General features: G+C 67.5%; 23 protein-coding genes. 11 read left to right on the forward strand and 12 right to left on the reverse strand.

What is annotated here, in order from left to right:
- Nucleotides 1-19: 19 nt before the first annotated feature.
- Genes WHH00_RS14025 through WHH00_RS14035 form a run of 3 tightly spaced genes read left to right on the forward strand, consistent with a single transcriptional unit; the run spans nucleotide 20 to nucleotide 2,774 of the window.
- Nucleotides 20-481, forward strand: a complete 462-nt coding sequence (locus WHH00_RS14025) for a MarR family winged helix-turn-helix transcriptional regulator (protein ID WP_406633675.1) — start codon at nucleotides 20-22, stop codon at nucleotides 479-481.
- Entirely contained in the window at nucleotides 478-2,346 is a 1,869-nt protein-coding gene (locus WHH00_RS14030; protein ID WP_406633677.1) for an AMP-dependent synthetase/ligase, read from the forward strand. The genes WHH00_RS14025 and WHH00_RS14030 overlap by 4 nt, the downstream gene beginning before the upstream one ends.
- Complete coding sequence (locus WHH00_RS14035; protein WP_406633679.1) at nucleotides 2,343-2,774, forward strand: DUF2177 family protein; 432 nt, start codon at nucleotides 2,343-2,345, stop codon at nucleotides 2,772-2,774. Before WHH00_RS14030 ends, WHH00_RS14035 begins: the two co-directional genes overlap by 4 nt.
- A 40-nt stretch (nucleotides 2,775-2,814) precedes the next feature.
- On the opposite strand, the gene WHH00_RS14040 is transcribed toward WHH00_RS14035, so the two are convergent.
- On the reverse strand, nucleotides 2,815-3,390 hold the full coding sequence (locus WHH00_RS14040; protein WP_406633681.1) for an SOUL family heme-binding protein: 576 nt from the start codon (nucleotides 3,388-3,390) through the stop codon (nucleotides 2,815-2,817).
- A 70-nt stretch (nucleotides 3,391-3,460) separates the two neighbouring features.
- On the opposite strand from WHH00_RS14040, the gene WHH00_RS14045 reads away from it, so the two are divergent.
- Both WHH00_RS14045 and WHH00_RS14050 read left to right on the forward strand, forming a co-directional pair.
- Nucleotides 3,461-4,762 carry a hemolysin family protein gene (locus WHH00_RS14045; RefSeq protein WP_406633683.1) on the forward strand — a complete coding sequence of 434 codons (1,302 nt, stop codon included), beginning with the start codon at nucleotides 3,461-3,463 and terminating at the stop codon, nucleotides 4,760-4,762.
- Between the two features lie 30 nt (nucleotides 4,763-4,792).
- The gene (locus tag WHH00_RS14050; RefSeq protein WP_350003872.1) at nucleotides 4,793-5,530 is read left to right on the forward strand and encodes a hypothetical protein; all 738 of its coding nucleotides are present in this window, start codon (nucleotides 4,793-4,795) and stop codon (nucleotides 5,528-5,530) included.
- Between the two features lie 17 nt (nucleotides 5,531-5,547).
- On the opposite strand, the gene WHH00_RS14055 is transcribed toward WHH00_RS14050, so the two are convergent.
- The 4 genes from WHH00_RS14055 to WHH00_RS14070 all read right to left on the reverse strand — a co-directional run bounded on the left by WHH00_RS14055 (nucleotide 5,548) and on the right by WHH00_RS14070 (nucleotide 10,603).
- On the reverse strand, nucleotides 5,548-6,744 hold the full coding sequence (locus tag WHH00_RS14055) for a glycosyltransferase (protein ID WP_406633685.1): 1,197 nt from the start codon (nucleotides 6,742-6,744) through the stop codon (nucleotides 5,548-5,550).
- Nucleotides 6,745-6,780: 36 nt separating this feature from the next.
- Nucleotides 6,781-8,400, reverse strand: a complete 1,620-nt coding sequence (locus WHH00_RS14060; protein WP_406633687.1) for a polyketide antibiotic transporter — start codon at nucleotides 8,398-8,400, stop codon at nucleotides 6,781-6,783.
- Nucleotides 8,400-9,374, reverse strand: coding sequence for an ATP-binding cassette domain-containing protein (locus WHH00_RS14065; RefSeq protein ID WP_406633689.1), 975 nt, complete (start codon nucleotides 9,372-9,374; stop codon nucleotides 8,400-8,402). Before WHH00_RS14065 ends, WHH00_RS14060 begins: the two co-directional genes overlap by 1 nt.
- A gap of 179 nt (nucleotides 9,375-9,553) precedes the next feature.
- Entirely contained in the window at nucleotides 9,554-10,603 is a 1,050-nt protein-coding gene (locus tag WHH00_RS14070; protein WP_406633691.1) for a helix-turn-helix transcriptional regulator, read from the reverse strand.
- Between the two features lie 120 nt (nucleotides 10,604-10,723).
- Between WHH00_RS14070 and WHH00_RS14075 the strand changes: the two genes are divergently transcribed.
- Nucleotides 10,724-11,122: a DUF1304 family protein gene (locus WHH00_RS14075; RefSeq protein ID WP_406633693.1), complete on the forward strand. Its 399-nt coding sequence runs from the start codon at nucleotides 10,724-10,726 to the stop codon at nucleotides 11,120-11,122.
- A 131-nt stretch (nucleotides 11,123-11,253) separates the two neighbouring features.
- A complete protein-coding gene (locus tag WHH00_RS14080; protein ID WP_406633695.1) occupies nucleotides 11,254-11,688 on the forward strand; it encodes a nuclear transport factor 2 family protein in 435 nt (144 codons plus the stop codon).
- Between the two features lie 112 nt (nucleotides 11,689-11,800).
- On the opposite strand, the gene WHH00_RS14085 is transcribed toward WHH00_RS14080, so the two are convergent.
- The 7 genes from WHH00_RS14085 to WHH00_RS14115 form a co-directional block, all read right to left on the reverse strand.
- Entirely contained in the window at nucleotides 11,801-12,514 is a 714-nt protein-coding gene (locus WHH00_RS14085) for an excalibur calcium-binding domain-containing protein (RefSeq protein WP_406633697.1), read from the reverse strand.
- A 65-nt stretch (nucleotides 12,515-12,579) separates the two neighbouring features.
- Nucleotides 12,580-13,770: a DUF1524 domain-containing protein gene (locus WHH00_RS14090; RefSeq protein WP_406633699.1), complete on the reverse strand. Its 1,191-nt coding sequence runs from the start codon at nucleotides 13,768-13,770 to the stop codon at nucleotides 12,580-12,582.
- A 260-nt stretch (nucleotides 13,771-14,030) separates the two neighbouring features.
- A complete protein-coding gene (locus WHH00_RS14095; protein WP_188811287.1) occupies nucleotides 14,031-14,408 on the reverse strand; it encodes a VOC family protein in 378 nt (125 codons plus the stop codon).
- 221 nt (nucleotides 14,409-14,629) lie between these two features.
- On the reverse strand, nucleotides 14,630-15,142 hold the full coding sequence (locus WHH00_RS14100; protein ID WP_406633702.1) for a DinB family protein: 513 nt from the start codon (nucleotides 15,140-15,142) through the stop codon (nucleotides 14,630-14,632).
- A gap of 37 nt (nucleotides 15,143-15,179) precedes the next feature.
- Nucleotides 15,180-15,524: an iron chaperone gene (locus tag WHH00_RS14105; protein WP_406633704.1), complete on the reverse strand. Its 345-nt coding sequence runs from the start codon at nucleotides 15,522-15,524 to the stop codon at nucleotides 15,180-15,182.
- Nucleotides 15,525-15,694: 170 nt separating this feature from the next.
- The gene (locus WHH00_RS14110) at nucleotides 15,695-16,021 is read right to left on the reverse strand and encodes a hypothetical protein (RefSeq protein ID WP_406633706.1); all 327 of its coding nucleotides are present in this window, start codon (nucleotides 16,019-16,021) and stop codon (nucleotides 15,695-15,697) included.
- A 57-nt stretch (nucleotides 16,022-16,078) separates the two neighbouring features.
- Nucleotides 16,079-17,002: an AraC family transcriptional regulator gene (locus WHH00_RS14115; protein WP_406633708.1), complete on the reverse strand. Its 924-nt coding sequence runs from the start codon at nucleotides 17,000-17,002 to the stop codon at nucleotides 16,079-16,081.
- A 276-nt stretch (nucleotides 17,003-17,278) separates the two neighbouring features.
- Here WHH00_RS14115 and WHH00_RS14120 point away from each other — a divergent pair, with 276 nt between their 5' ends.
- From WHH00_RS14120 to WHH00_RS14135, 4 genes are read left to right on the forward strand one after another with little or no spacing between them, the layout of a single operon-like run.
- Nucleotides 17,279-18,631 (forward strand): ABC transporter substrate-binding protein, encoded by a 1,353-nt coding sequence (locus tag WHH00_RS14120; protein WP_406633710.1) that lies wholly within the window; start codon nucleotides 17,279-17,281, stop codon nucleotides 18,629-18,631.
- A gap of 20 nt (nucleotides 18,632-18,651) precedes the next feature.
- Complete coding sequence (locus WHH00_RS14125) at nucleotides 18,652-19,620, forward strand: carbohydrate ABC transporter permease (RefSeq protein WP_406633712.1); 969 nt, start codon at nucleotides 18,652-18,654, stop codon at nucleotides 19,618-19,620.
- Nucleotides 19,617-20,552 carry a carbohydrate ABC transporter permease gene (locus WHH00_RS14130; protein WP_406633714.1) on the forward strand — a complete coding sequence of 312 codons (936 nt, stop codon included), beginning with the start codon at nucleotides 19,617-19,619 and terminating at the stop codon, nucleotides 20,550-20,552. Before WHH00_RS14125 ends, WHH00_RS14130 begins: the two co-directional genes overlap by 4 nt.
- Nucleotides 20,553-20,611: 59 nt before the next feature.
- Nucleotides 20,612-21,673, forward strand: a complete 1,062-nt coding sequence (locus WHH00_RS14135) for an NAD(P)-dependent alcohol dehydrogenase (RefSeq protein ID WP_406633715.1) — start codon at nucleotides 20,612-20,614, stop codon at nucleotides 21,671-21,673.
- The last annotated feature ends 1 nt before the right edge of the window (nucleotide 21,674 follow it).

The following is a 21,674-nucleotide window of genomic DNA, read 5'->3' on the forward strand; positions in this document are numbered from 1 at the left end:
GCGAAAGAGAGGAGGAGCCATGAGCCGACCGTCGTACCACCCGGCCGCCGTCGCCCTTCAGGCAGTGCTGGCCCTGGCCAACCAAACTGAGCGTGAAGTGGCGGGCAGGCTCGGGTTGAACCTCACTGATTACCGCGCCCTCTCCGCACTGTCCCAGTCCGGACCCATGACGGTGGGGAACCTCGCCTTGGAGCTTGGCGCCACCGCCGCCACCACCACCGCGATCGTCAGCCGGCTGGAAACCCGCGGCTACGCCGAACGCCTCCGCGGCGAAGGGGACCGCCGCCATGTGCACGTCAGCGCCACGGCTGCCGCTTCCCGCGACATCATGCGCCTGATGCGCCCCCTCATGGACGCCACCAACCAGCAAATCGAATCGTTGCCCGCCGCCCAGCAGGACGCGGTGGCCGATTTCCTTCGGGCCGCCCAAGGCCTGATGAAGGACCACCTGCACACGCTTTCCACAAAGGACACCATTTGAAAGAGTTCTCCACCCCGCTGCTGGTTGAGCCGGCCGGCCACCGGAACGCCACGGAGCTGCTGATGCACCGGTTCCAGACGTCCCCGGACCACGTCGCCTTCGAGGTGCGGACCCCGGGAGGCGCCGTCACGGATCCCTGGCGCCAGGTGACCACCCGGCAGTTCGTCGAGGAGGTGCGCGCCCTCGCCAAAGGCCTCATCGCCGCCGGCCTGCAGCCCGGCGAGTCCCTGGCCATCATGTCCCCCACCCGGTACGAATGGGCAGTGGCGGACATGGCGGCCTGGTTCGCCGCCGCCGTCGTGGTCCCCGTCTACGAAACCTCCGCCCTGCCCCAGGTGGCCGCGGTCCTGGACGACGCCGACGTCCGCCTCGCCATCGCCGGCACCGCCGGGCATGCCCTCCTGCTGAAGCAGGGCTTTGAACAGGCCGGGACGGAGCACCTGGGCGTCTGGACCATGGATGCTCGTCCCGGCGCGGACCTGGCCGAACTGACTGAGCGCGGCGCCGCTGTCCCGGACAGCGCCGTTGAGGAGCGGCGCCTGCTGCCGGACCTCGACGCCGTGGCCACCATCGTCTACACCTCCGGCACCACCGCCGCCCCCAAGGGCGCACTGATTACCCACGGCAATTTCGTGGGGCAGGTGCTGAACGTGGGCGCCGCCTACACGGGCGTGGTCCGCGAAGGCGGCAACACCGTGATCTTCCTGCCCATGGCCCACGTACTGGCCCGCGGCCTGCAGCTGATCTGCCTGGCCAACGGCATGCGCATCGCCCACCTGTCCGACCCCAAAGACGTGGTGCCCGCCCTCGGCGTCCTGAAGCCCACGTTCCTGGTGGTGGTCCCCCGCGTGCTGCAGAAGATCCAGGCGTCCGCTGCCGCCGCCGCGGCACGGAAGCACCTGGGCGGGGTGTGGGCAGCGGCGCAGCGCACCGCCGTCGAGTACGGCCGTTTCGCGGAAGCGCACGACGCCGACCCCTCCGTTAGCGCCCCGTTCGGCCTGCGTGCGCGGCACGCAGTGTTCAACCGCCTTTTCTACGCACGGCTCCGCGCGCTGGTGGGCGGCCGCCTGGACTACCTGCTCTCCGGCGCAGCAGCGCTGGATGCCGAGCTGTCCCTGTTCTTCCGCGGCCTGGGCCTGCCCGTCATCGAGGGCTACGGCCTGACGGAGACCACCGCGCCGCTGACCGGGAACATGCCCGGTGCCATCAGCGCCGGCACGGTGGGCGTCCCGATGCCCGGAACCACCGTGCGTATCTCGGACCGGGGTGAGGTGCTGGCCCGCGGCGTGGGCGTGTTCGCCGGCTACCGCAGGCCGGCGGACAACCAGGACGCGTTCACGGACGGGTACTTCCGCACCGGGGACCTCGGCGAGCTCGATGAGCTGGGCCGGCTTACCCTCAAGGGCCGGATCAAGGACGTGATTGTCACCGCCGGCGGCAAGACCGTCACCCCGGCCATCTGGGAAGGCTACGTGGAGGGCGATCCGCTGGTGGCGCACGCCGTCATGGTGGGCGAGGGCAAACCGTACCTCGGCGGGCTGGTGCTGCTGGACCCCGAATCCGTCACGGCGTGGGCCGAGCGGCAGGGCATCGCCGATCTTGCCGGCCTGCGGATCCCGGACGACGGCGGGGCAGTCCAGATCGAGGACGCCCGCCTCCTCAGCACCATCGGCGCAGCGGTCAGTGCCGCCAACGCGAAGCTGGCCCGCTCCGAGCAGGTGCGCAAATTCGTGCTGCTCCTGGCCGACCTCAGCGAGGCCAACGGAATGGTCACGCCCACCATGAAGCTCAAACGCACCGCGTTCACCGAGCGCGTCCGCCACATCGTGGAGAACCTCTACGCCGAGTCAAGGAGCCAAGCATGAACACCCGCGCCAAGAGATGGCTTATTTCCTACGCGGTCACCGCGGTGATCTTCGCCGTGCTGGACCTCGTCTGGATCAGCTTCGTGGCAAGCAACCTCTATCAAAGCCAGATCGGCCACCTGATCGCGCCCAGGCCCAACGCTGCCGGCGCTGTTGCCTTCTACCTCATCTTCGTGGCCGGGATGGTGCACTACGGTGTCCGGCCCAACGACGCCCAGGCCACCCTCCGGCAGCGGGTCACGGGGGCGGCGTTGTTCGGCTTCTTCACCTACGCCACCTGGGCGCTGACGGCGTTCGCCGTGCTCAAGGACTTCACCGCCGCCGTGGCGGTAACGGACATCCTCTGGGGCGCCGCTGCCTGCAGCCTGGTCACCTGGCTGACAGCCACCGTACTGCGCAGGTTCCTGGCGAAGGAACCTGCATCCTGAGCGGCGCCGGCCAGCGCTGGCCGGCGCCGCTCAGCGGCGGTCAGGCGTCCGCGACGTCCTGCAGCACCTCGTTGTGGCGGAGGAACCATGGCTTGAACGGCGGATCAAAGCGGGCAAACCGAGGCGGCCCCACCGGCGCAAGCCCCACCAGGTTCAGCGCTGCCTGCAGCCCCTCGTAGTGCCGGGCAAACGCAGCTTCCGAACCGCTGCCCGAGAACCGCACAACTGCGGTCAGGGAGCCGGGGACCGGACGGATTTTCACGTCAGGGTTCTGCGGCTCCGGCGCCGTCTCCGCCGTCACGCCCGCAGGGAGCACAAACGCCACCGCAAAATCAGTGGGTTCACCGCCCCGCAGCGGACCGCTCTGCAGCACGGGGGCGGTCATCGCCAGCTTCTGCGGGGGCCCCGGCTCCTGGATGACGGGCGCCGTCATGGCAAGCTTCTGCCGCGCGGTGTTGCTGCCGCTGATGTAGTTGAAGAGGTGCCGGAAAGCAGCGTTTCCGGCACGGTCAAAGGTCGCATTGACCTGGACTTCCGCCACAACATAGGCGGGATAACGGCGCAGCTCGAAGTGCGGGTAGCGCCTCACGAGCTCATACGGTTGCTGTTCGGTCATGGTCCCTCAGACCCTACGCCGCAAAGGCCCGGAGCGTAACCCGGGCAGCGGCATTCGGTACTGTCTGATCATGGACAGCGACACCCTGCTCAATTTCCTGTTGGTCCTCTTCTTTGTGCTGCTGGGCGGGGTGTTCGCGGGCACGGAAATGGCGCTGGTGTCCCTCCGCGAGAGCCAAGTGCGCCAGATGGAGAGAACCGGGAAGCGCGGGGCACGGATCGCGGCACTGGCCGGCAATCCCAACCGGTTCCTGTCCACGGTCCAGATCGGCGTTACGCTCTCCGGTTTCTTCTCCGCCGCATACGGCGCCTCCACCATCGCCCCCGACGTCGAACCCCTCCTGGAAGGCATCGGCTTCGGCCCCGCCGCGGAGCCCGTCGCCTTCATCGGCATGACGCTGCTGGTGGCCTACCTTTCCCTGGTGCTCGGCGAACTGGTGCCCAAGCGCCTTGCCATGCAGAGCGCCGTCGGCTTCACCAGGGTCCTTGCCCCTCCGCTGGGCGTCCTCTCCGAAATCATGCGGCCCGTCGTCTGGCTGCTGTCCGTCTCCACGGACGCGGTGGTGCGGCTGTTCGGCGGCGACCCCAACGCCAAGCAGGAGAGCATCAGCTCCGAGGAACTGTGGGACATGGTGGCTGAGAGCGAGATGCTGGAGGAGCACAGCCGCAGCATCCTCAGCGATGTGTTCGGCGCCGGCGAGCGTTCGCTGCAGGAGGTGATGCGCCCCCGCACGGACGTCACCTTCATCAACGGCAGCATGAGCATCGGCGAGGCGCGCAGCATGGTGCGGGACGGCCCGTTCTCGCGCTATCCCGTTATGGGCAAATCGCCCGACGACGTCCTGGGCTTCGTCCACATCCGGGACCTTATGCCCCGCGACGGAGAGTACGACGACGGCCCGGTGCGGGACATCGTGCGGGAGATCCTTCCGTTGCCGGGCACCAACAAAGTCCTGCCTTCGCTGTCCCGGATGCGCCGGCTGGGCCAGCACATTGCCTTGGTGGTGGACGAGTATGGCGGCACGGACGGCATCGTCACCCTGGAGGACCTCGTGGAGGAACTGGTGGGCGAGATCTACGACGAGTACGACACCGGCACTGACCCGGAGGACCGCGTCACCAAGGCCGACGGGACGCTAAGTGTGGACGGCGCCCTGATCCTGCAGGAGTTCGAAACGGCGTCCGGCATCGAACTGCCGGAGGGCCACTATGAGACCGTGGCCGGGTACATCATCGACCGGCTGGGCCGGCTCCCCAAGGTGGGCGACAGCGTGGAGGTGGCCGGCCATGTGCTGACGGTGACGGCGATGGACCGGCTGCGCATTTCCCGGATCCGGGTGACTCCCGCGGGCGGGCAGCCGGGCGTAGACTGACGCCACCGCTGACGGTGGAGGCAGGAAGCCATGAAGAGCATCCGGGCGCAGGTCCTCGAAGTTGAACAGAGTGCTGCCCTGGGGCCCGGGGACGACGAACGGTTTTCCGGGTACGGGGTGATGGGCCTGTCCTTCAATACCGGCTATGTCCTTGCCATGCGGCGCTTTCCCGTCACCAGTATCGGCCCCGGATACAGGTCCGTCTGGCTGCGCCGGCCCTCCGGCTCCTGGACCATCTACGCCGACGCGCCGCCCGCGGTGTCCTGCGCCCGCTACTTCGGCTCCGCCCTGGAGGCTACAGTCCAATGCCCCATCACGGTCACCTGGACGGGGGACGCGGCGCTCAGCGTCCGCATTGGCGGGGACGTTGACCTGGCATGGGACCTGGAGCTAGCGTCAACCCCCGTCACCCGCGTCATGACGGCAGCACTGACAGCCCTCCCTGCTTCAGCCCTGGAGAACAAGACCGTGCTGAAGGCCATGGGCGCCGCCTCCGGTCCGGTGCTCCGCGCGGGCCGGCTGGGACTGACGGGCGCCGTTCCCAACGGGCAGGGCTTCCGGGCGAAACCCCGCCGCATGTGGTTCGTTTCCCGAAGCTCCGCCTCGCTCAATGGCCAGGACCTCGGTAGCCTGCAGCCCCTGCGGGTGCAGACCCGGCTGGGCGGCTTCTGGATCCCACAGCGGGGCATCTTCCTGATTGGAGCCTCGTCTTTTGACAACTTCGACCCCGCCCGGCACCGTCCCGCAAGTATTCACGGTCCTGCCTGACAGCTGGCCGCGGAAATTTAAGGACCCGCCAACCCTTCCAGGACACCAACCGCGACGGCGGTCCCGTCCTCGGCGCGCACCAGCCCACCTGTCCGGGCTGCCTGGATCCGGCAGCTTCGGGCCTCGCCGAGGGCCCGGGCCAGGCTGTCCGCGGTGACTTTCCGGTACGGTACCGGTTGTGGGCCCAGGCCCCGACGGTGCAGGACAGCACCCCAGAACGGCTGGTCAGCGATGAACGGCACCACCACGGACGGGATCCCGGCCCGCGCCACGGCATGGACCGTGCCCGCGCCGCCGTGGTGGATGGCTGCCGCGGCGCGCGGAAGGACCATGTGGTGGGCCACCGACTCCCTGACCAGGACATCGCCGCCCATCACAGCCGCTGGAACCTCGATTCCTCCCCATCCCGTGGCAACCAGCGCCCTCAAGCCGTTCCTCCGGGCTGCCTCAACGATCGCCGCGCCCCGTTCCCTGGCGTCGCCGGCCTTCATGGAGCCGAACCCCGCGTACACAAAATCCCCGCCGTCCAGGAAGGCCGCCAGCTCGTCATCGATCTCCATGGCCATGGGTTTCGCGGCCCAGTGGCCCGTCAGGCGCACCGAGGCCGGCCAGTCAGCCGGGCGGGGAAGCAGGTGGGGACTAACGGGGATCAGTGTGGCACGGGTCCCCGCTGCCGGCGTACGTCCTGGCGGCAGCAGGTCCAGCGCAGCTTGCAGTTCCCGCCTGAACATCAGTGTGGCCGCCCTCGCCGGTGCGTAGCTGAACCGGTTCAGCGGGCCCAGGCTGGCCGCGGGGATGATGGGCGACGGGAACTCCCTGGTGGGCGTCAGCGCGGGCACGGTCTCAACCAGCACGGACGGGATTCCCAGCCTCTGGGCCGCGGCCGGAGCGCTGAGGACTTTGGGGTGGTAGACCACCACATCCGGGGCGAAGGCAACGATGTGCTCCACAGCCGCGGAAAGAAGCCGGCCCACCGCCGGCCGGATCACCGTCTTGAAGGTCCTGGCCGCGGCCCGGGGAGAAACACCCTGGTCGCTGACCAGCTGGGCGAAGTCCATGCGCAGGCTGACGGTGTCCAGGCTGGCGGTATCCGCACCGGAGTTCTCCGGAATGGCTGTCCGGACCTCATGTCCGCGCGCCCCAGCGGCCCGCGCCAGGGCAAAAAAGGGTTCCACGTCGCCGCGCGTTCCGGCGGTCAGCAGCATCATCTTCATGGCTTCAGGGTCCGTTTCATCGTGTCAGGGCCGGCATCATGCGGTCAGGTCCCGCCGGCGCAGGGCGTAGGCGGCCAGCGCGGCCCCGGCCCCCGCCACAAGCAGCAGGCCCGCCGCCCCGGCCTGGTCGAAGGATTCCACCGGCATGGCCGAAGAGTGCCGGAACGGGCTTGCGTCCTGCAGCCACACCGGCAGGCCGAACAGCTCCCCGAACTCGCCCAGGATAATTCCCGCGGCGAGTATCCCCCAGCCGGCCAGGATGCTGAGCCGCGGCGCCACCGCGAAGGCAACCGCTGCCGCTGCAAGGAAAACCAGGGCTGCGGGGACATGGGCCAGTGCCGCCGGCACCAGTGACCAGGCAGGTCCATCGGAGGTGCCTGAGGCAGCGAGGCCGACGGCGGCAGCGGCTCCCGCGGTCGTGGAAACAGCGGCGGCGGAAAAGGCAGCCACGGCCAGGTTGGCGCCGAGCCATCGGAGGCGGGACTTAGGCGCGGAAAGCAGCAGCTCCGCCCTGCCCTCCGCTTCCTCGGCGCGCATCCGGAGAACTGCCTGGATGCCTGCGGCGGCCGCGAACACCCCCGCCACACCCAGCAGCGCCGTGACGAACACGTCGATCAGTCCGGCCTGCCCGCCGGGCACCAGCCGCTCAATCATCGCCTTCACCGGCCCCAGGCTGGATACCGTCTCGGTGACCGCCGGGCCAAGGGCCCCTGCCACGGCGCCCAGGGCCGCGGCCGCAATGCACCAGCCAGCCACCGTGGACCGCTGCAGCCGCCACGCCAGCCCCACAAAAGAGGTCCCGCCCACCCCTGCACGCTCTTTGCCCACACGCTCGGGCAGCAGGCTGGCACCCACGTCCCGCCGTCGTCGGACCGTTACTGCCACCACACCCAGGACCGCCGCGGCAGCGAGCGGCACCAGCAGCCAAGCCGGGTCCGGACTGCTGAACGGCCTGGTGCGCTGGCCCCAGCCGATCGGCGAGAGGAGCGAGGGCCAGGCACTCGTAACGTGCAGCAGGTCCGCCGCAGGAGTCCCCAGCGCGTCCCCGATGCCGCGCACCAGGTAGGCCCCGCCCACCAGGCCCGCGGCGGCACCGTTGGCGCTCCTGCCCGAGGGCAGGGCCTGGGCGGTGACGGCGGCAAGGGCAACAAAGAAAATGCCGACACTCCCGACGGCGGCACCCGCCGCAGCCGAGCCGGTCCCCGGCAGTCCGGCTCCCATGAAGGCGCCCGCCGCAGAAACAGCCAGCACCAGGTTCGCGGCCGTGCCCAGCAGCAGCGTCGCTGCGAGGGACGCGGCCCGTGGGATGGGCACCGCGCCCAGGAGCTCGGCCCTCCCGAGCTCCTCGTCCGTGCGGGTGTGCCGCACCACCAGGAATGTGCTCATCAGGCCTGCCAGGACAGCCGTGAACGCAAAACCCTGGAAGAACACCACCGCGCCGGTGCCGGTCCCGTCAGGCAGGCCGCGGAGGAACAGGAACGCCGGGTTGGCTGCGGCAAGGCGGAGGATAGCGGCCTGGCCGGCCTCGTCCCCGAACTGGGTGGCCACCGCGGCGGACGTGGCGAAACTGAGCAGCGTGATGCCCAGGATCCAGACGGGCAGCGCCACCCTGTCCCGCCGGGCCTGGAACAGGACCAGCCGCAGCACACCGGACATTACAGCACCCCGCTGTCAGTGCGCTCGCTGCCCTCTGTGGCGTTGCCGGTCCGCCTGCCTTTGCCGGTCCGCTTGCCGTTGCCGTCGCTGTAGTGGCGCAGGAACAAAGACTCCAGGGACGGCGGGGCCACCGAGAGCCCGCTGATGCCCGGTTCCGCGATGCCGGCCAGGACAGACCCGAGGTCACCGGGATCGGCGTCGAACTCTGCGGCGGTCCCGGCAACGCTCACCCCGTGGATGCCCGGCAACGCGGCCACCCGTGCGGGATCGGCCAGCCCGGTAACCCGGAAATGCGTTCGCTGCAGGTGCCGCAGCTCGCCCAGGGTGCCTGTTTCCACGGCAGTCCCGGCACGGATGATGGTCACCCGGTGGCAGAGCTGTTCCACTTCGCTGAGGATGTGGCTGGACAGCAGGATCGTAGCCCCGTCCCCGCTGACCCGCTCCACCTGGCGCCGGAACACGGCGTCCATCACAGGGTCCAGGCCGGCGCTCGGCTCATCCAGCAGGTACAGCCGCGCCGGGCGGGCAAAGGCGGCAATCAGGGCAACCTTCTGCCGGTTGCCCTTCGAATAGGTCCTGGCTTTCTTGCGGGGATCAAACTCGAACTCCTCGATGAGGCCGCGGCGCAGCTTTTCGTCAGCGCCGCCGCGGAGGCCGGTGAGCAGATCGATCACTTCGCCGCCCGAAAGGTTCGGCCACAGGCTCACGTCACCGGGAACGTACGCGACGTCCCGGTGCACGGCTACCGGCTCGGCCCACGGGTCCAGCCCGAAGACCCGGGAGGTGCCCGAGGTGGGCCGGATCAGGCCCAGCAGGATCCGCAGGGTGGTGGATTTGCCGGCACCGTTGGGGCCCAGAAAGCCGTGCACCTCCCCCGGCGCCACGCTCAGGTTAAGCCCGTCCAGGGCCCTGGTTTTGCCGAAGTCCTTAACCAGGCCGCGGGCTTCGATCACGGGTTGTGCTGCTGCATCCATGGACAGTCCGCTCCTTGGCTCGTCACGCGAACGCCTGTGGCGGCGCCAAGGCGTTCCGCAGCCGCTGGCTGCGGGCCGACCAGGCTTCCCGGCTCTCCGATCCACAGCATACAAGCGCCGGCACCAGCGAGGAAGGGCTTTACAGCACTGGCACAGGGGCGGCACCCCCAGGCCTGCTGTCAGGCCACCAGCCTGGCCACCAGTTCGCCGCGGCTGCCCACACCCACCTTCTCGAAGAGCGATTTCAGGTGGTCATGGACAGTGTGCGGCGAGATGAACAGGTGCCGGGCGATGTCTGCCGTTGCGTTCCCGGACAGCACCTCCAGGCAGACCTCCTGCTCGCGTGCCGTGACTCCATAGGCTGCGAGCAGCAGGGTGGCCAGGTCATGGGTGGTGGCGGGTTCCACGGTGACCACCATCTGCCCTGGATCGTCACCGGTGATCAGGCGGCTGGCCTGCAGCACCACCCAGTTATTCCCGGCGTCGCGCATCCTGGCCCGGGCCGTGCCGGACACTGCGGCTGAGGCCTGCGACACCAGCGAGTACAGCACCATGCTGAAACGGCCCGGCAAGGCATCCTCCACCCCGGCCAGCCAGGAAACGGCGGCCGGGGTTGCCGCCCTCAGTTCCCCGCGCGGGCCGGCGATGACAATCACAGGTCCGGCGGCGGCTGCCCCGGTTGGGTGCCCCGCCCTTACGGCGATCCTGGTGGCTGCCGCGAGGGTGGCTGTCACCGCAGCCAGGAACTCCACCTCACGGTCCGTGAAATCCCGGCCGGCATCGCGGAAGATGCTGCCGACACCCCAGCAGGCATCGTCCACCCGGAAGGCCGCCCGCAGCTCGTGCTCCAGGCCCTGCGGCTTCAGCAGGTCGTTGATCCGTACGCTGCGGACCACCTCCCGGTGCGGGGCGTCGGACATGCGCGCGATGGGACGTGGGCGCTGCAGCAGCTGGGCGAAGGTGTTCGGTTCATTGCCCGCATATTCTGTCTCGGCGAAGCGCGCCGAATACTCCACATACTCGTCTTCCCGCACCGGCCACGGCTTCCAGTTGGTAATGGACGTCATCACCAGGGTGTGGGGGTCGACGCCGGCCCAGCACCCCTGCTCGAACGGCACCGTCCGCTGCACCACGGCGAGCGCGGCGGGGTAAAGGTCCGCCAGGTTCATTCCGCTGGTGGCCAGGGCGGCGATGTCCCGCCGGGCACGCTCAGCGCGCTCCTCCCACATAGCTCCAGTATCCGCCCGAGGGGCCGCACCGCAATCCCCCAGAGTGGGGATTTCCCAAGCACCCCGGAACCCCCTTGGAGGGGATGGGGAAGGCGCGCACCGGCGTCGTACTCTTCCCTCATGAAAGCCGTATCCCAGATCTTCGCGGTCCTCGCCGCCGTGGTGTACATCGCGGTGTTCCCGCTGGAAAGCTTCCTGATGCACCGGCCGTGGGCGCAAAAGTTCCTGAGTACCCCGCCGCGGAACGTTCCGGCCGTGATGATGTGGGCCATCCCCACCGGGTTCCGGAACCTGGTGATCGGCCTGGGAGTCCTGGCGGGGGTGGCCGCGGTAAACATGGGCTACCTGGTGGTGGGCTACACCCTGGTGGTCTACTGCTGCCTGAACATGGTGCTGACCGCTCCGGCCATGTTCCTGGCGGACATGCTGGGCCACTATCCGAAGAAGGGCGACAGCATCCCGGGCACCCTGGGCGCTACCGTCCCGGCCCTGCTGGCACTGGTGACGCTGCCGTTCTGAAGCAGGGTAGCAGCGTCCGTTGACAGCAAATTTTGGCGGACGTGCAATTAAAGAGGTTCCGGCAGCAGCCGGAACCAATCCACGAAGCGGCCCCCGCTTCCGTGAGGCCGCCCAAAAATTGGAGGTCCACAATGGGACAGGCACGCGAAGTCATGGACCGTCTCACCACGGCCATGGACAACAAGGACAAAGAGACGCTGGCCCGGTGCTACGCCGCCAACGCTGTTGCCTACACCCCCGATGAAGGGGAACTGACGGGGCGCGACGCCATCACCAACTACCTTTTCCACTTCTGGGAATCGATGCCCGACGTCCGGTACGAGCACGGTGACAGCTACGAGGCCGGGAACGTGGCCATCGACGAGGGCTTCGTTGTAGGGACGAACACCGGACCGCTGAGCCTGCCCACCGGCGAAACAATGCCGGCTACGGGCAAGCAGGTCAGGGTCCGGAGCTGCGACATCGCCCGGGTTGAAGGAGGCGAAATCACATCCCACCACTTCTACTTCGACCAGGTGGAGTTCCTGTCACAGCTCGGACTGATGCGCGAACTGACGTCGCACTGATCATGGGACTGCCGGGACCGAGCAACGAAATGCCGTGGACACCTGCGAAGGGTATCCACGGCATCGTGTTGCCGAGGGCTAATTCGACGATGAGCCCGTTCGGGCCCAAGCCTTATTTGTCACAACCGATTCCGTCGCCATCCCTGTCCAGGTGCTTTCCATAGCCCGGCGTACCGGCATAGATGGGTGCTGCTCCTGCCGCTCGCGCCGCAGTGCAATTGGCGTATTGGACGGACGACGGCGCCGGTGCTGCGGGTGCCGGCGCGGGTACAGCCTGGCGGGCAGCAGCGTCCCGTGCCGCCTGCTCAGCCGCTGCTTGGGCTGCGGCCGCCTGAGCTGCGGCAGCTTGTTCTGCGGCGGCCTGCTGCGCGGTGGCCTGGTCGGCTGCAGCCTTGTCCGCCGCAGCTTTTTCCGCCGCAGCCTGCGCGGCAGCAGCCCGCTCAGCGGCTGCCTTTTCTGCCGCTGCCTTCTCGGCGGCAACCTTGTCCGCCGCCAGCTTGTCCAGTGACGTCACTCCCAGTTTCACGGTGGAGCCCTTCGCCAGGCCTGCACCGCCCGTCGGGTCCTGCGATGTCACCTGCCAGTTCTTCTTCATCAAGATCGATTTGCCCTCAACGGTATCCACAGCCTCGACCTCAAAACCAAGATCCTCCAACTGGTCCGTGGCCTTGTCCAGGGTCAGGCCCACAACGTCCGGAAGCGTGACGGCTTCTTCAACCGCGGCAACGGCGGTGGCAGTCTCGGCCGGCTGCACCGCCGCCTTTTGGCCACCGCATCCGGTAAGCATCAAGCCGGTCAGCAGGACTAATGACAGTGTCTTCTTCAATGTTTCCCCCTAGGAAATGGTTGAGATGGTGATGCAATGGGGCGTGTAAACCCCAAGTCAATGGGTCAGCTTTCGCAGGCAACGCCGTCCGAATCGCGGTCCAGCCCGGCCCGGTAGCCTGCCTGTCCGGTGAACAGCGGCGCGGCTCCGGCGGCCCGGGCAGCGGCACAGTTGGCGTAATACACGCCAGGTGCCGGGGCAGCAGGAGCAGGCGCGGGCACCACCCGCGCAGGAGCCAGGGGAGCCGGTGGCACAGCCGCCGGCGCGGGTGCCGCCGCCACCGGCGCGGGCTCCGCCGGAGCAACTTCAGGTGCTGGTACAGGAGCGGCCGGAGCCTGGTTCGTGGGCGCCAGCTGGTCCGCGCAACTGGCCAGGATGGCGGACATCGCGTCGTGCTCGGCCTGGGTGACCCACAGACTGTCCGCCGCCTTCAGCGAAATCTGCCGGGCAACGTATTCGCACCGGAACCCCTTGTTCGGCGGCAGCCAGGTGGCGGCGTCGCCGTCGCCCTTCTTCTGGTTGGTGGGCCCGTCCGTGGCCTGCAGGTTCAGCGGATCGTTGGCGAACGCCGTCCGTTTTTCGGTGGTCAGCTGTTGTGCACCCTTCTGCCAGGCGTCGCTGAGCGCAACCACGTGGTCAATCTGGACCCTGCTGCTGGTCCCGCTCCCCCGCAGGAAGCTGATGGACGTCGCCGTGTAGGGGTCCGCCAGCGTCCCGGACTGCACCTTGCAGGGGACACTGTTCGTGAACGTGATACCCGTCAGGTCACGCTGGAGGATGTCATTCCGGGTGTCGCAGCCGTTCCGGTCCACGTCCGCCCAGGCCTGCCCGAACAGGGCACGGTCATAGCCGGTCTTGGGGGCGCGGCCCTTGATCGGAAGGGTGGCCAGCAGCTCCGACGCTGTGGTGGCGAAGGCAGGCTGCGGTCCTGAAGCTTGCACGGCGACCGGCGCCACAAGAGGAGTGGTTTCGACATCCGGCGGCGCGCCCGTCTCCAGGGCTGGCGGAGCGATCGACGCCGCCTGCATGGCTGAGGGGGCAGTGTTGGCTGTGGAGGTGGCCGCCGCAGCCCGGCTCTGCGCGGTGACCGGCGCCAGGCCTCCGGAGAAAGCCGCCGGCAGTGAAGCAGCACCGGCAACGAAGAATGCCAGCGAGACCCCGAGCGCGATGGCGCCGAACTTCCACCGCGGCCGCCGTGCCGGCCCCGGTCCGGGATCCGGAGCCGGCTGGACAGGCCCGGGCCCATTGTTCGTCATTGATGTTGTCCCCCAACAAATAAAGGCCCGGCAGCACGCCGGGCCTTTGCTTAGCCACAAGTGGTTATGGTGAGGAGCCTATTTCCCGGCAGAACCGGTAATGCGGAAACTGCGGGAAGCCTGAGGCAACTTTGATTCCGTCTTGATCCCGCCTTGATATTTCGTGTAACACTGCGAACAAAAGCCCTCCACACCACGGTGCGGCGGCCGACGGCGGCGCGTGCCGCCGTCGTAATCCTCCTTCGGGAACCGCCCCTGACTTACGCGCGCTGGGCGATGTTGAGGATGTTTCCCTCGCTGTCCAGGAACCAGGCGCCCTTGCCGAATGAGTCGGTGGACACGCCGTTCTCCGTCTTCAGGCCGGGGAAATCGTAGTCTTCAAAAGTGACGCCTCGGCCGCGCAGCTCCTCCATCTCGCGTTCGAGGTTGTCCGTCTCCCAGCCCATCTGGGTGTTCTTTGCAGAGCCGGCGTTGTCGGTCTGGTAGATGAGGAAGCTGGTTCCGTTGCCGCAGCGGTACATCAGGCTGTCCTCGATGGTTTCGGAGGGTTCCAGTCCCAGCTTGTCCCGGTAGAAATCCTTGGCCCTGTTAATGTCCTTTGCGGGAAGGACAGCCATGATTGCTGAATCTTTGAGCATGGTGATTCCTTAGTGCATTGTCTGCCGTAATGGCGGCTGCTCTCCCCCGGTTGCGCTGCCCGGACCTGGCGGTCAGGGACAACGCCTGGCCGCCCTTCGCGCCACTGCCGGGGCGGCCACCTGGAACTCTGCGTGCCCCGCCAGCCATCAATGGCGCCAGGGTCCCCGAAGCCTACGAGGCCATTATGGAACCGAAATGCGCCCACGGAAATAGGGGATTTTTACCGGCCCTGCGGCGGCTTCAGTCCCTTGGCGTACGCCGCCTGCCCCACGTGCTGCAGGCAGTCCGCAAGGGTGCTGACAAGCCGCACACCGAGGGTGACCGGCGGGTCCCAGCGGGTGTCGACGATCCGGTCAAGGTCACCATCGCCCAGGGCCTCCAGGAACTCCACGGTCTGCCGGTGGACGGCGTCGTAGTACTCCAGCAGCAGTCCCGGCTCAGCGCGCACCGCGTCCACCTGCTCGCTGGAATGGCCGTACCCCGTGTCGTTGGCTGTGAGCGGCAGGGCGAACCGGCCCACAAAACCCTGCGCCGTCCACACCTGTTCGCGGCCGGCCACATCCGCGAGCTGTGCGTCTTCCACGCGGCCCAGGTGCCAGACCAGCCAGGCGATCGAATTGCCGGTGCCGTCCGGCCGCAGGGCCAGCGCCCCGCCGTCGAGCCCATCAAGGGTGGCCTCCACGGTCTCACGGACCCGGGCAAAGGCGTCCAGCAGCAGTTCGTTGGTTTTCACGGTTCCCTTCCTTTATCCTCGGGGCGCGGGCCCTGCGTTACTTCCGGATCTCCGCCAGGCGGAGCCGAACCATTTCCTCCACCACCTCATCAGGGACGGGATGGCCCGGCGTGAACCGGACGGTGCCCTTGGACAGGGAGAAGCCCTCCAGCCTGGGCGCGACGGCGTCCACCACCTCTGGCGAAAACGGGAAGATGGACAGGTGCTTGGCTGCCGCCGCCACCCCGATCAGCGGCTTGCCGTCCAGCTTCAAGGCGGGCATCCCGTAGCTGCGGCCCTCCTCGGCCTCGGGGACAATGCGCCGCGCGGCCGCGATAACGCGCTGCAGGCAGCCGCGTTCAGGTTCAGGCAAGGCGGCAAGGGAATCGTCAACGTCACCCATGCGGCCAGTCTAGACCCGGGCGTACGACGGCGGGACGGCCGGTCCCAGCGCCACGGCAGTTCCCTTGCGCTGCAGTCTGGCGCAGTAACGCCCGGCGTCAGCGCGCAGGGGCGGTCCCCGCGCACCGACCCAGGGCCTCGTTGCGCAGCCCGGTGCGGCGGGTTTTCCCGCTACGCTTTCGCGGCCCGGATCGCCTTACGCACCGCCGCCCCGACGGCCGAAATGACGGGCACCAGGCAAAACAGTGCCACCACGGTATTGGGCCGGAAGGACACCTGCCCGCCGACGTTCCGGTACACACCAAGCGGTAGCACCATTCCGCCTCCCCCGCCGCCGGAGGCACCGTCCGGCCCGGCTTCGCCGCCTCCGCCAAACCCGAAAGACACCAGCGCCACTGGAATGACCTCTTCCCCTCCGACCTGGACCGGGGCACCGTACGCCTTAGAGACGCCAATGTTCTTGAATGCTTCAATCAGGGACGCGAATGTATCAGCCATGGCCCCACCCTATGGGCGCTGGTCACGGGCAACAGACCTGCTGCCGGGCCGCCGCCGTCAGCTTTGAACGCGCTGGCGGTAGTTCCGCGGCGTTTCCCCGGCATCGTTCAGGAAGTGCCGGTTGAAGTTGGACAGGTTGGAGAAGCCCACTTCGTAGCAGATGTCCGAAATGGCCTTGTCCGTCCGTTCCAGCAGGCGCCGCGCGTGGGCCAGGCGGAGCTTGCGCACAAGATCGCTGAAATTCTGGCCGGTGGCGCGCTTGAAGTACTTGGAAAAGGTGGGTTCGGGCATGCCCACCAATGCCGCCGCCTCGGACATCTTGACGCTGCCGGCGTGGTTGCTGAAGACGTACTCCAGGACAAGGTCCACGACGGCGGCGGCCTGGCCGTCCAGCTGCGGGCGGAACCATTCCTCGGCCAGGTAGCGCCGGTCTTCCTGCGGCGCCCGGACCAGGACCCCGAACAACTCAAAAAGGTGCTGGAGCCGGGCCAGGCCGGAGGTGGCACCCATCGCCTCGATGGCCGCCGCCGCGTCCTCCGCTGAACGTCCCAGGAACTCGATCCCCCGCTGGGACTGCTCCAGCAGCGGCCTCACCTCGGCCAGTTCGGGAACCATGGCCGCAGCCTGCTCAACCCATTTAGCGTCGAACTGGATCACGGCATCCCGGTTCTCGAGCACCTCGCCGGGCTCCAGGTCACTGACCCAGTCGTGCGGCAGGCCGGACCCCACCAAGGCAACATGGCCGGCCTCGAACGTGCCGATGTGGTCTCCGACGATGAACTTTCCCGTGCCCTTGCGGATCAAGTGGATTTCGTACTCGGGATGGTAGTTCCAGCGTGCCACCGGGCTGGGGTAGCTGTGCTGGTGCCACCGGACTGAATGGTTGGGGTCCGGCGGGATGACCTCCCGGTTCGCCCGCATCCCCAGCAGGCGTTCGGCCAGCCTTGCCGTGGCTCCGTCAGCAGTATCCGCGGCGGTCATCGTGGTGCTCCGTAGGTGTGTGGGTTTATGAAGTATGGACAGGCGTGGGCGGTCCCGGTCCCAGAGTAGCGCCTGATCCGCCGTGCTGTCCGGAAAATAAGTATCAGAAATTGGCAAGCAGGACGCTAGTTGTGGCCTGCGCCCCAGGCCTAACCTTGAACTACATCAGCGAGGAACACCGGGATCTCCGGTGGATGGCCCTCGCCCAGGTCCAGTACCCCGACGTGGCAGTCGGGTGCGGTGACTGTGCACCCCTGAAGAACAAAGGAGTCCTTAATGCGCCCAAAAATGCGTGCTGCGACCCTGGCCGCCGGCGCTTTGTGTGTCGCGCTGAGCGCCTCGGCCTGTGCAGGTGCCGGCGGTGGCAATTCCGCCGGAGACCCGAACAGCATCAGTGTCCTGATGGTCAACAACCCGCAGATGGAGGATCTGCAGCGGCTTACCGCGGAGAACTTCACCAAGGAAACCGGGATCAGGGTCAACTACACGATCCTGCCGGAGAATGACGTGCGGGCCAAGATCAGCCAGGAATTCTCCAGCCAGGCCGGCCAGTACGACGTCGCCTCCCTGTCCAACTATGAAATTCCCTTCTATTCCGCGAACGGCTGGCTTGCTCCGCTGGATGATGTTGCTGCGGATCCCGGGTTTGACCAGGAAGACATCCTGCCCGCCTATACGGCGTCCCTCACCGGTGAAGACGGCAAGCTCTACGGCGAACCGTTCTACGGTGAGTCTTCGTTCCTGATGTACCGCAAGGACATCCTGGACGCCGAGGGCCTGACCATGCCGGCAAAACCCACCTGGGACGAGGTGGCGGACATCGCCGCGAAAGTGGACGGCGCGGAACCGGGCATGAAGGGCATCTGCCTCCGCGGGCAGCCGGGCTGGGGCCAGGTCTTCGCACCCCTGACCACCGTGGTGAACACCTTCGGCGGGACCTGGTTCGACAAGGACTGGAATGCCCAGGTCAACTCCCCGGAGTTCACCGAAGCTGTGGAGTTCTACACCAAACTTGTCCGCGAGCACGGCGAAGCAGGCGCCGCACAGGCCGGCTTCACCGAGTGCCTGAACAACATGAGCCAGAGCAATGTGGCCATGTGGTACGACGCAACGTCCGCCGCAGGCGCCCTGGAAGCTGAGGACTCCCCGGTCAAGGGCAAGATCGGCTACGCCCAGGCACCGGTCAAGGAAACAGCCTCTTCCGGCTGGTTGTGGACCTGGTCCTGGGCCATGCAGGCCGCGTCCAGGAAGCAGGACGCTGCCGAGAAGTTCATTGCCTGGGCAAGTTCCAAGGACTACGAGGAGCTCGTGGCGTCCGAGCTCGGCTGGGCAAAGGTTCCGTCCGGCAAGCGCATCTCCACCTATGAGAACGCCGAGTTCCAGAAGGCAGCGCCGTTCTTCGAAGCCGAGCGCTTCGCCATCGAGAACGCCGACCCCAAAAACCCCGGCGCGCAGGAACGCCCCGCCGTCGGGATCCAGTTCGTCGGCATTCCCGAGTTCGCAGCCCTCGGCACAAACGTGTCCCAGGGTGTCAGTTCCGCCATCGCCGGCCAGGGCAGCGTGGCTGACGCGCTGGCCAAGGGCCAGGAAGCCGCCCAAAAGGTCGGCGACAAATACAAGCAGCCCTAACCTAACCGCAGGAGAACATCATGACTACCGCAACGGCGCGCATCTCCCGCCCGGGACACACCGCAGCCAAACCTACACGGGACACCAAATCGCGCGAACGAGCCCTGGCATGGGCGCGGCGGGCACCACTGCTTCCCGCCCTGGTCTTCCTGATCCTGGTCACGCAGCTTCCGTTCGTGGCGACCCTGATCATCTCGTTCATGAACTGGAACAGCCTTAGCCCGGACAAAACGGCCTTCGCCGGCCTGGAGAACTATGCCACGGTCCTGACCGACCCTGATCTGCGCCAGGCGATCTTCACAACCATCCTCCTCACCGTTTCCGTTGTCCTGATCAGCCTGCTCATCGGACTGGGACTGGCGCTTCTGCTGGACAAGAAGTTCATCGGCCGGGGCCTGGCACGGACCCTGCTGATCGCCCCGTTCCTGGTGGTTCCCGTGGCAGCGGCCCTGATCTGGAAGCACGCCCTGCTCAACCCCACCTACGGGCTCATCAACGGAATCCTGACCTGGGTCTGGTCACTGTTCGGCAGCGCCGCGGCGCCGCAACTGGACCTGCTCTCCCAGGCACCCATGATGGCCGTGATCCTCTCCCTGGTGTGGCAGTGGACGCCGTTCATGATGCTCATCCTGCTCGCCGGCCTGCAGTCACGCCCCATGGACACCGTGGAGGCTGCCCAGATGGACGGCGCCACACCCTGGGGGATCTTCCGGCACCTGACCCTGCCGCACCTGCGCCAGTACCTGGAACTCGGCGGACTCCTCGGCGCAATCTACATCGTGCAGAACTTCGACGCCGTCTTCACCCTCACCGCCGGCGGACTGGGCACGGCCAACCTGCCCTACGCGATCTACCAGACGTTCTACTTCGCCAACGAATACGGCCTGGCATCCGCCGCCGGCGTCGTGGTGGTCATCGGCACCATCATCGTGGCCACCTTCGCCCTCCGCACCGTCTTTTCACTCTTCAAGAAGGAGGCAGCACGATGAGCACCCTCACCCCCGCTGCACCGCAAAGCTCAGGCTCTGCCCGTTCCACATCGCCCACCGCACTGAACACCGGCCGCGCGCCACGCCGCCGCGGCAAGGCGCGGATGGACCCCACCCGCAACAACACCGCCGCCGGCATCGCAGCCTGGCTGCTCGCGCTGCTCTTCGCAGTCCCGGTCCTGTGGATGGTCCTCACCTCGTTCCACTCCGAGACGGACGCCGCAACCAACCCGCCCTCGATCGCCGCGAACCTGACCCTGGACGCGTACCGGGAGTTCTTCGGCGAAACGTCCGGCGTCAGCCCGTGGCCGTCGCTGATCAACTCCGCCACCGCCTCGATCCTGTCCACCGTCCTGGTGCTGCTCCTGGCCTTCCCGGCGGCGTACGCGCTCTCCATCCGGCCGGTGAAGAAGTGGACAGACGTGATGTTCTTCTTCCTCTCCACCAAGATGATGCCCGTGGTGGCAGCGATCCTGCCGCTGTACCTCTTCGCCCGGACGGTCGGGGCACTGGACAACATCTGGTTTCTGATCCTCATGTACACGTCCATGAACCTGCCCATCGCCGTCTGGATGATGCGCTCCTTCCTCGCCGAGGTGCCCGAAGAAATGCTGGAGGCCGCTCAGATCGACGGCGCCAACCTCCTGCTCATCCTGCGCAAAATCATCGCCCCCGTGGCCATGCCGGGCATCGCCGCCACCGCCCTGATCTGCTTCATCTTCAGCTGGAACGAACTGCTCCTGGCCCGCGTCCTCACCGGCGTGGTGGCAGGCACGGCGCCCGTCTTCCTCACCGGCTTCGTCTCCGGCCAGGGCCTCTTCCTCGCCCAGGTCTGCGCGGCCGCCGTCGTGATCTCCCTGCCGGTGCTGTTCGCGGGCTTCGCCGCCCAGGACAAACTCGTCCAGGGCCTCTCCCTCGGCGCCGTGAAGTAACCAGCGCCGTGAAATCACCCTCCGGTTTCCCCACCAAACTCTTTCCAAGGATTACGTCGATGACAACACCCACCACCCGGACCGTGCCCGCCCAGCAGCAGGAACTGCCCGCCACCATGCGCGCGAACATCCTCAAAAGCCAGGGTGACATGGCCATGGAAACCCTGCCCCTTCCGCAGCTCGATCCGGACCAGGTCCTGGTGCGGGTGGCCGCCGTGGGCGTCTGCGGCAGCGACGTGCACTACTACGAACACGGCAGGATTGGCCCCTACGTGGTGGACCACCCGCTGGTTCTGGGCCACGAGCTTTCCGGCCGGATCGCCGCGGTCGGCAGCGCCGTGGACCCCGCGCGCATCGGCCGGCGGGTCGCCGTCGAGCCCCAGCGCCCCTGCCGCACGTGCAAACAGTGCAAGGCCGGCAGGTACAACCTCTGCCCGGACATCGAGTTCTACGCCACCCCGCCGGTGGACGGCGCGTTCGCCGAATACGTGAGCATCCAGAGCGACTTCGCCTACGACATCCCGGACAGCGTCAGTGACGAGGCGGCAGCCCTGATCGAGCCGCTCTCCGTGGGCCTTTGGGCCTGCGAGCGCGCGGAGATCAAGCCAGGCAGCCGGGTCCTGATCGCGGGCGCCGGGCCCATTGGCATCATCGCCGCCCAGGCCGCGCGCGCCTTCGGCGCCACCGAGATCTACATCTCCGATATCGCCGAGGACCGCCTGGCGTTCGCCCTGGAGCACGGCGCAACGCACGCCCTCAACGCCACGACGGACAGCGCGGAAGGGCTCGACGTCGATGCGTTCATTGACGCGTCCGGCGCACCGCAGGCGGTCCGTTCCGGGATCAAGGCGGTGGCCCCGGCCGGCCGGGTAATCCTGGTGGGGCTCGGCGCCGACGACGTCGAACTGCCGGTTTCTTATATCCAAAACCGGGAGATCTGGCTCTCCGGCGTGTTCCGCTACACCAACACCTGGCCGTTGGCCATCCAGCTGATCGCCGACGGGAAAGTGGACCTCGACATCCTGGTCACCGGCAGGTTCGCCCTGTCCGAGTCCGAAGAGGCGCTCAAGGCAGGCAGGCAGCCCGGCCAGCTCAAGGCCGTTGTCTACCCGGGCCGCTGAC

The organism is Pseudarthrobacter quantipunctorum, from assembly GCF_045291495.1.
Classification (GTDB): Bacteria; Actinomycetota; Actinomycetes; order Actinomycetales; family Micrococcaceae; genus Arthrobacter; species Arthrobacter quantipunctorum.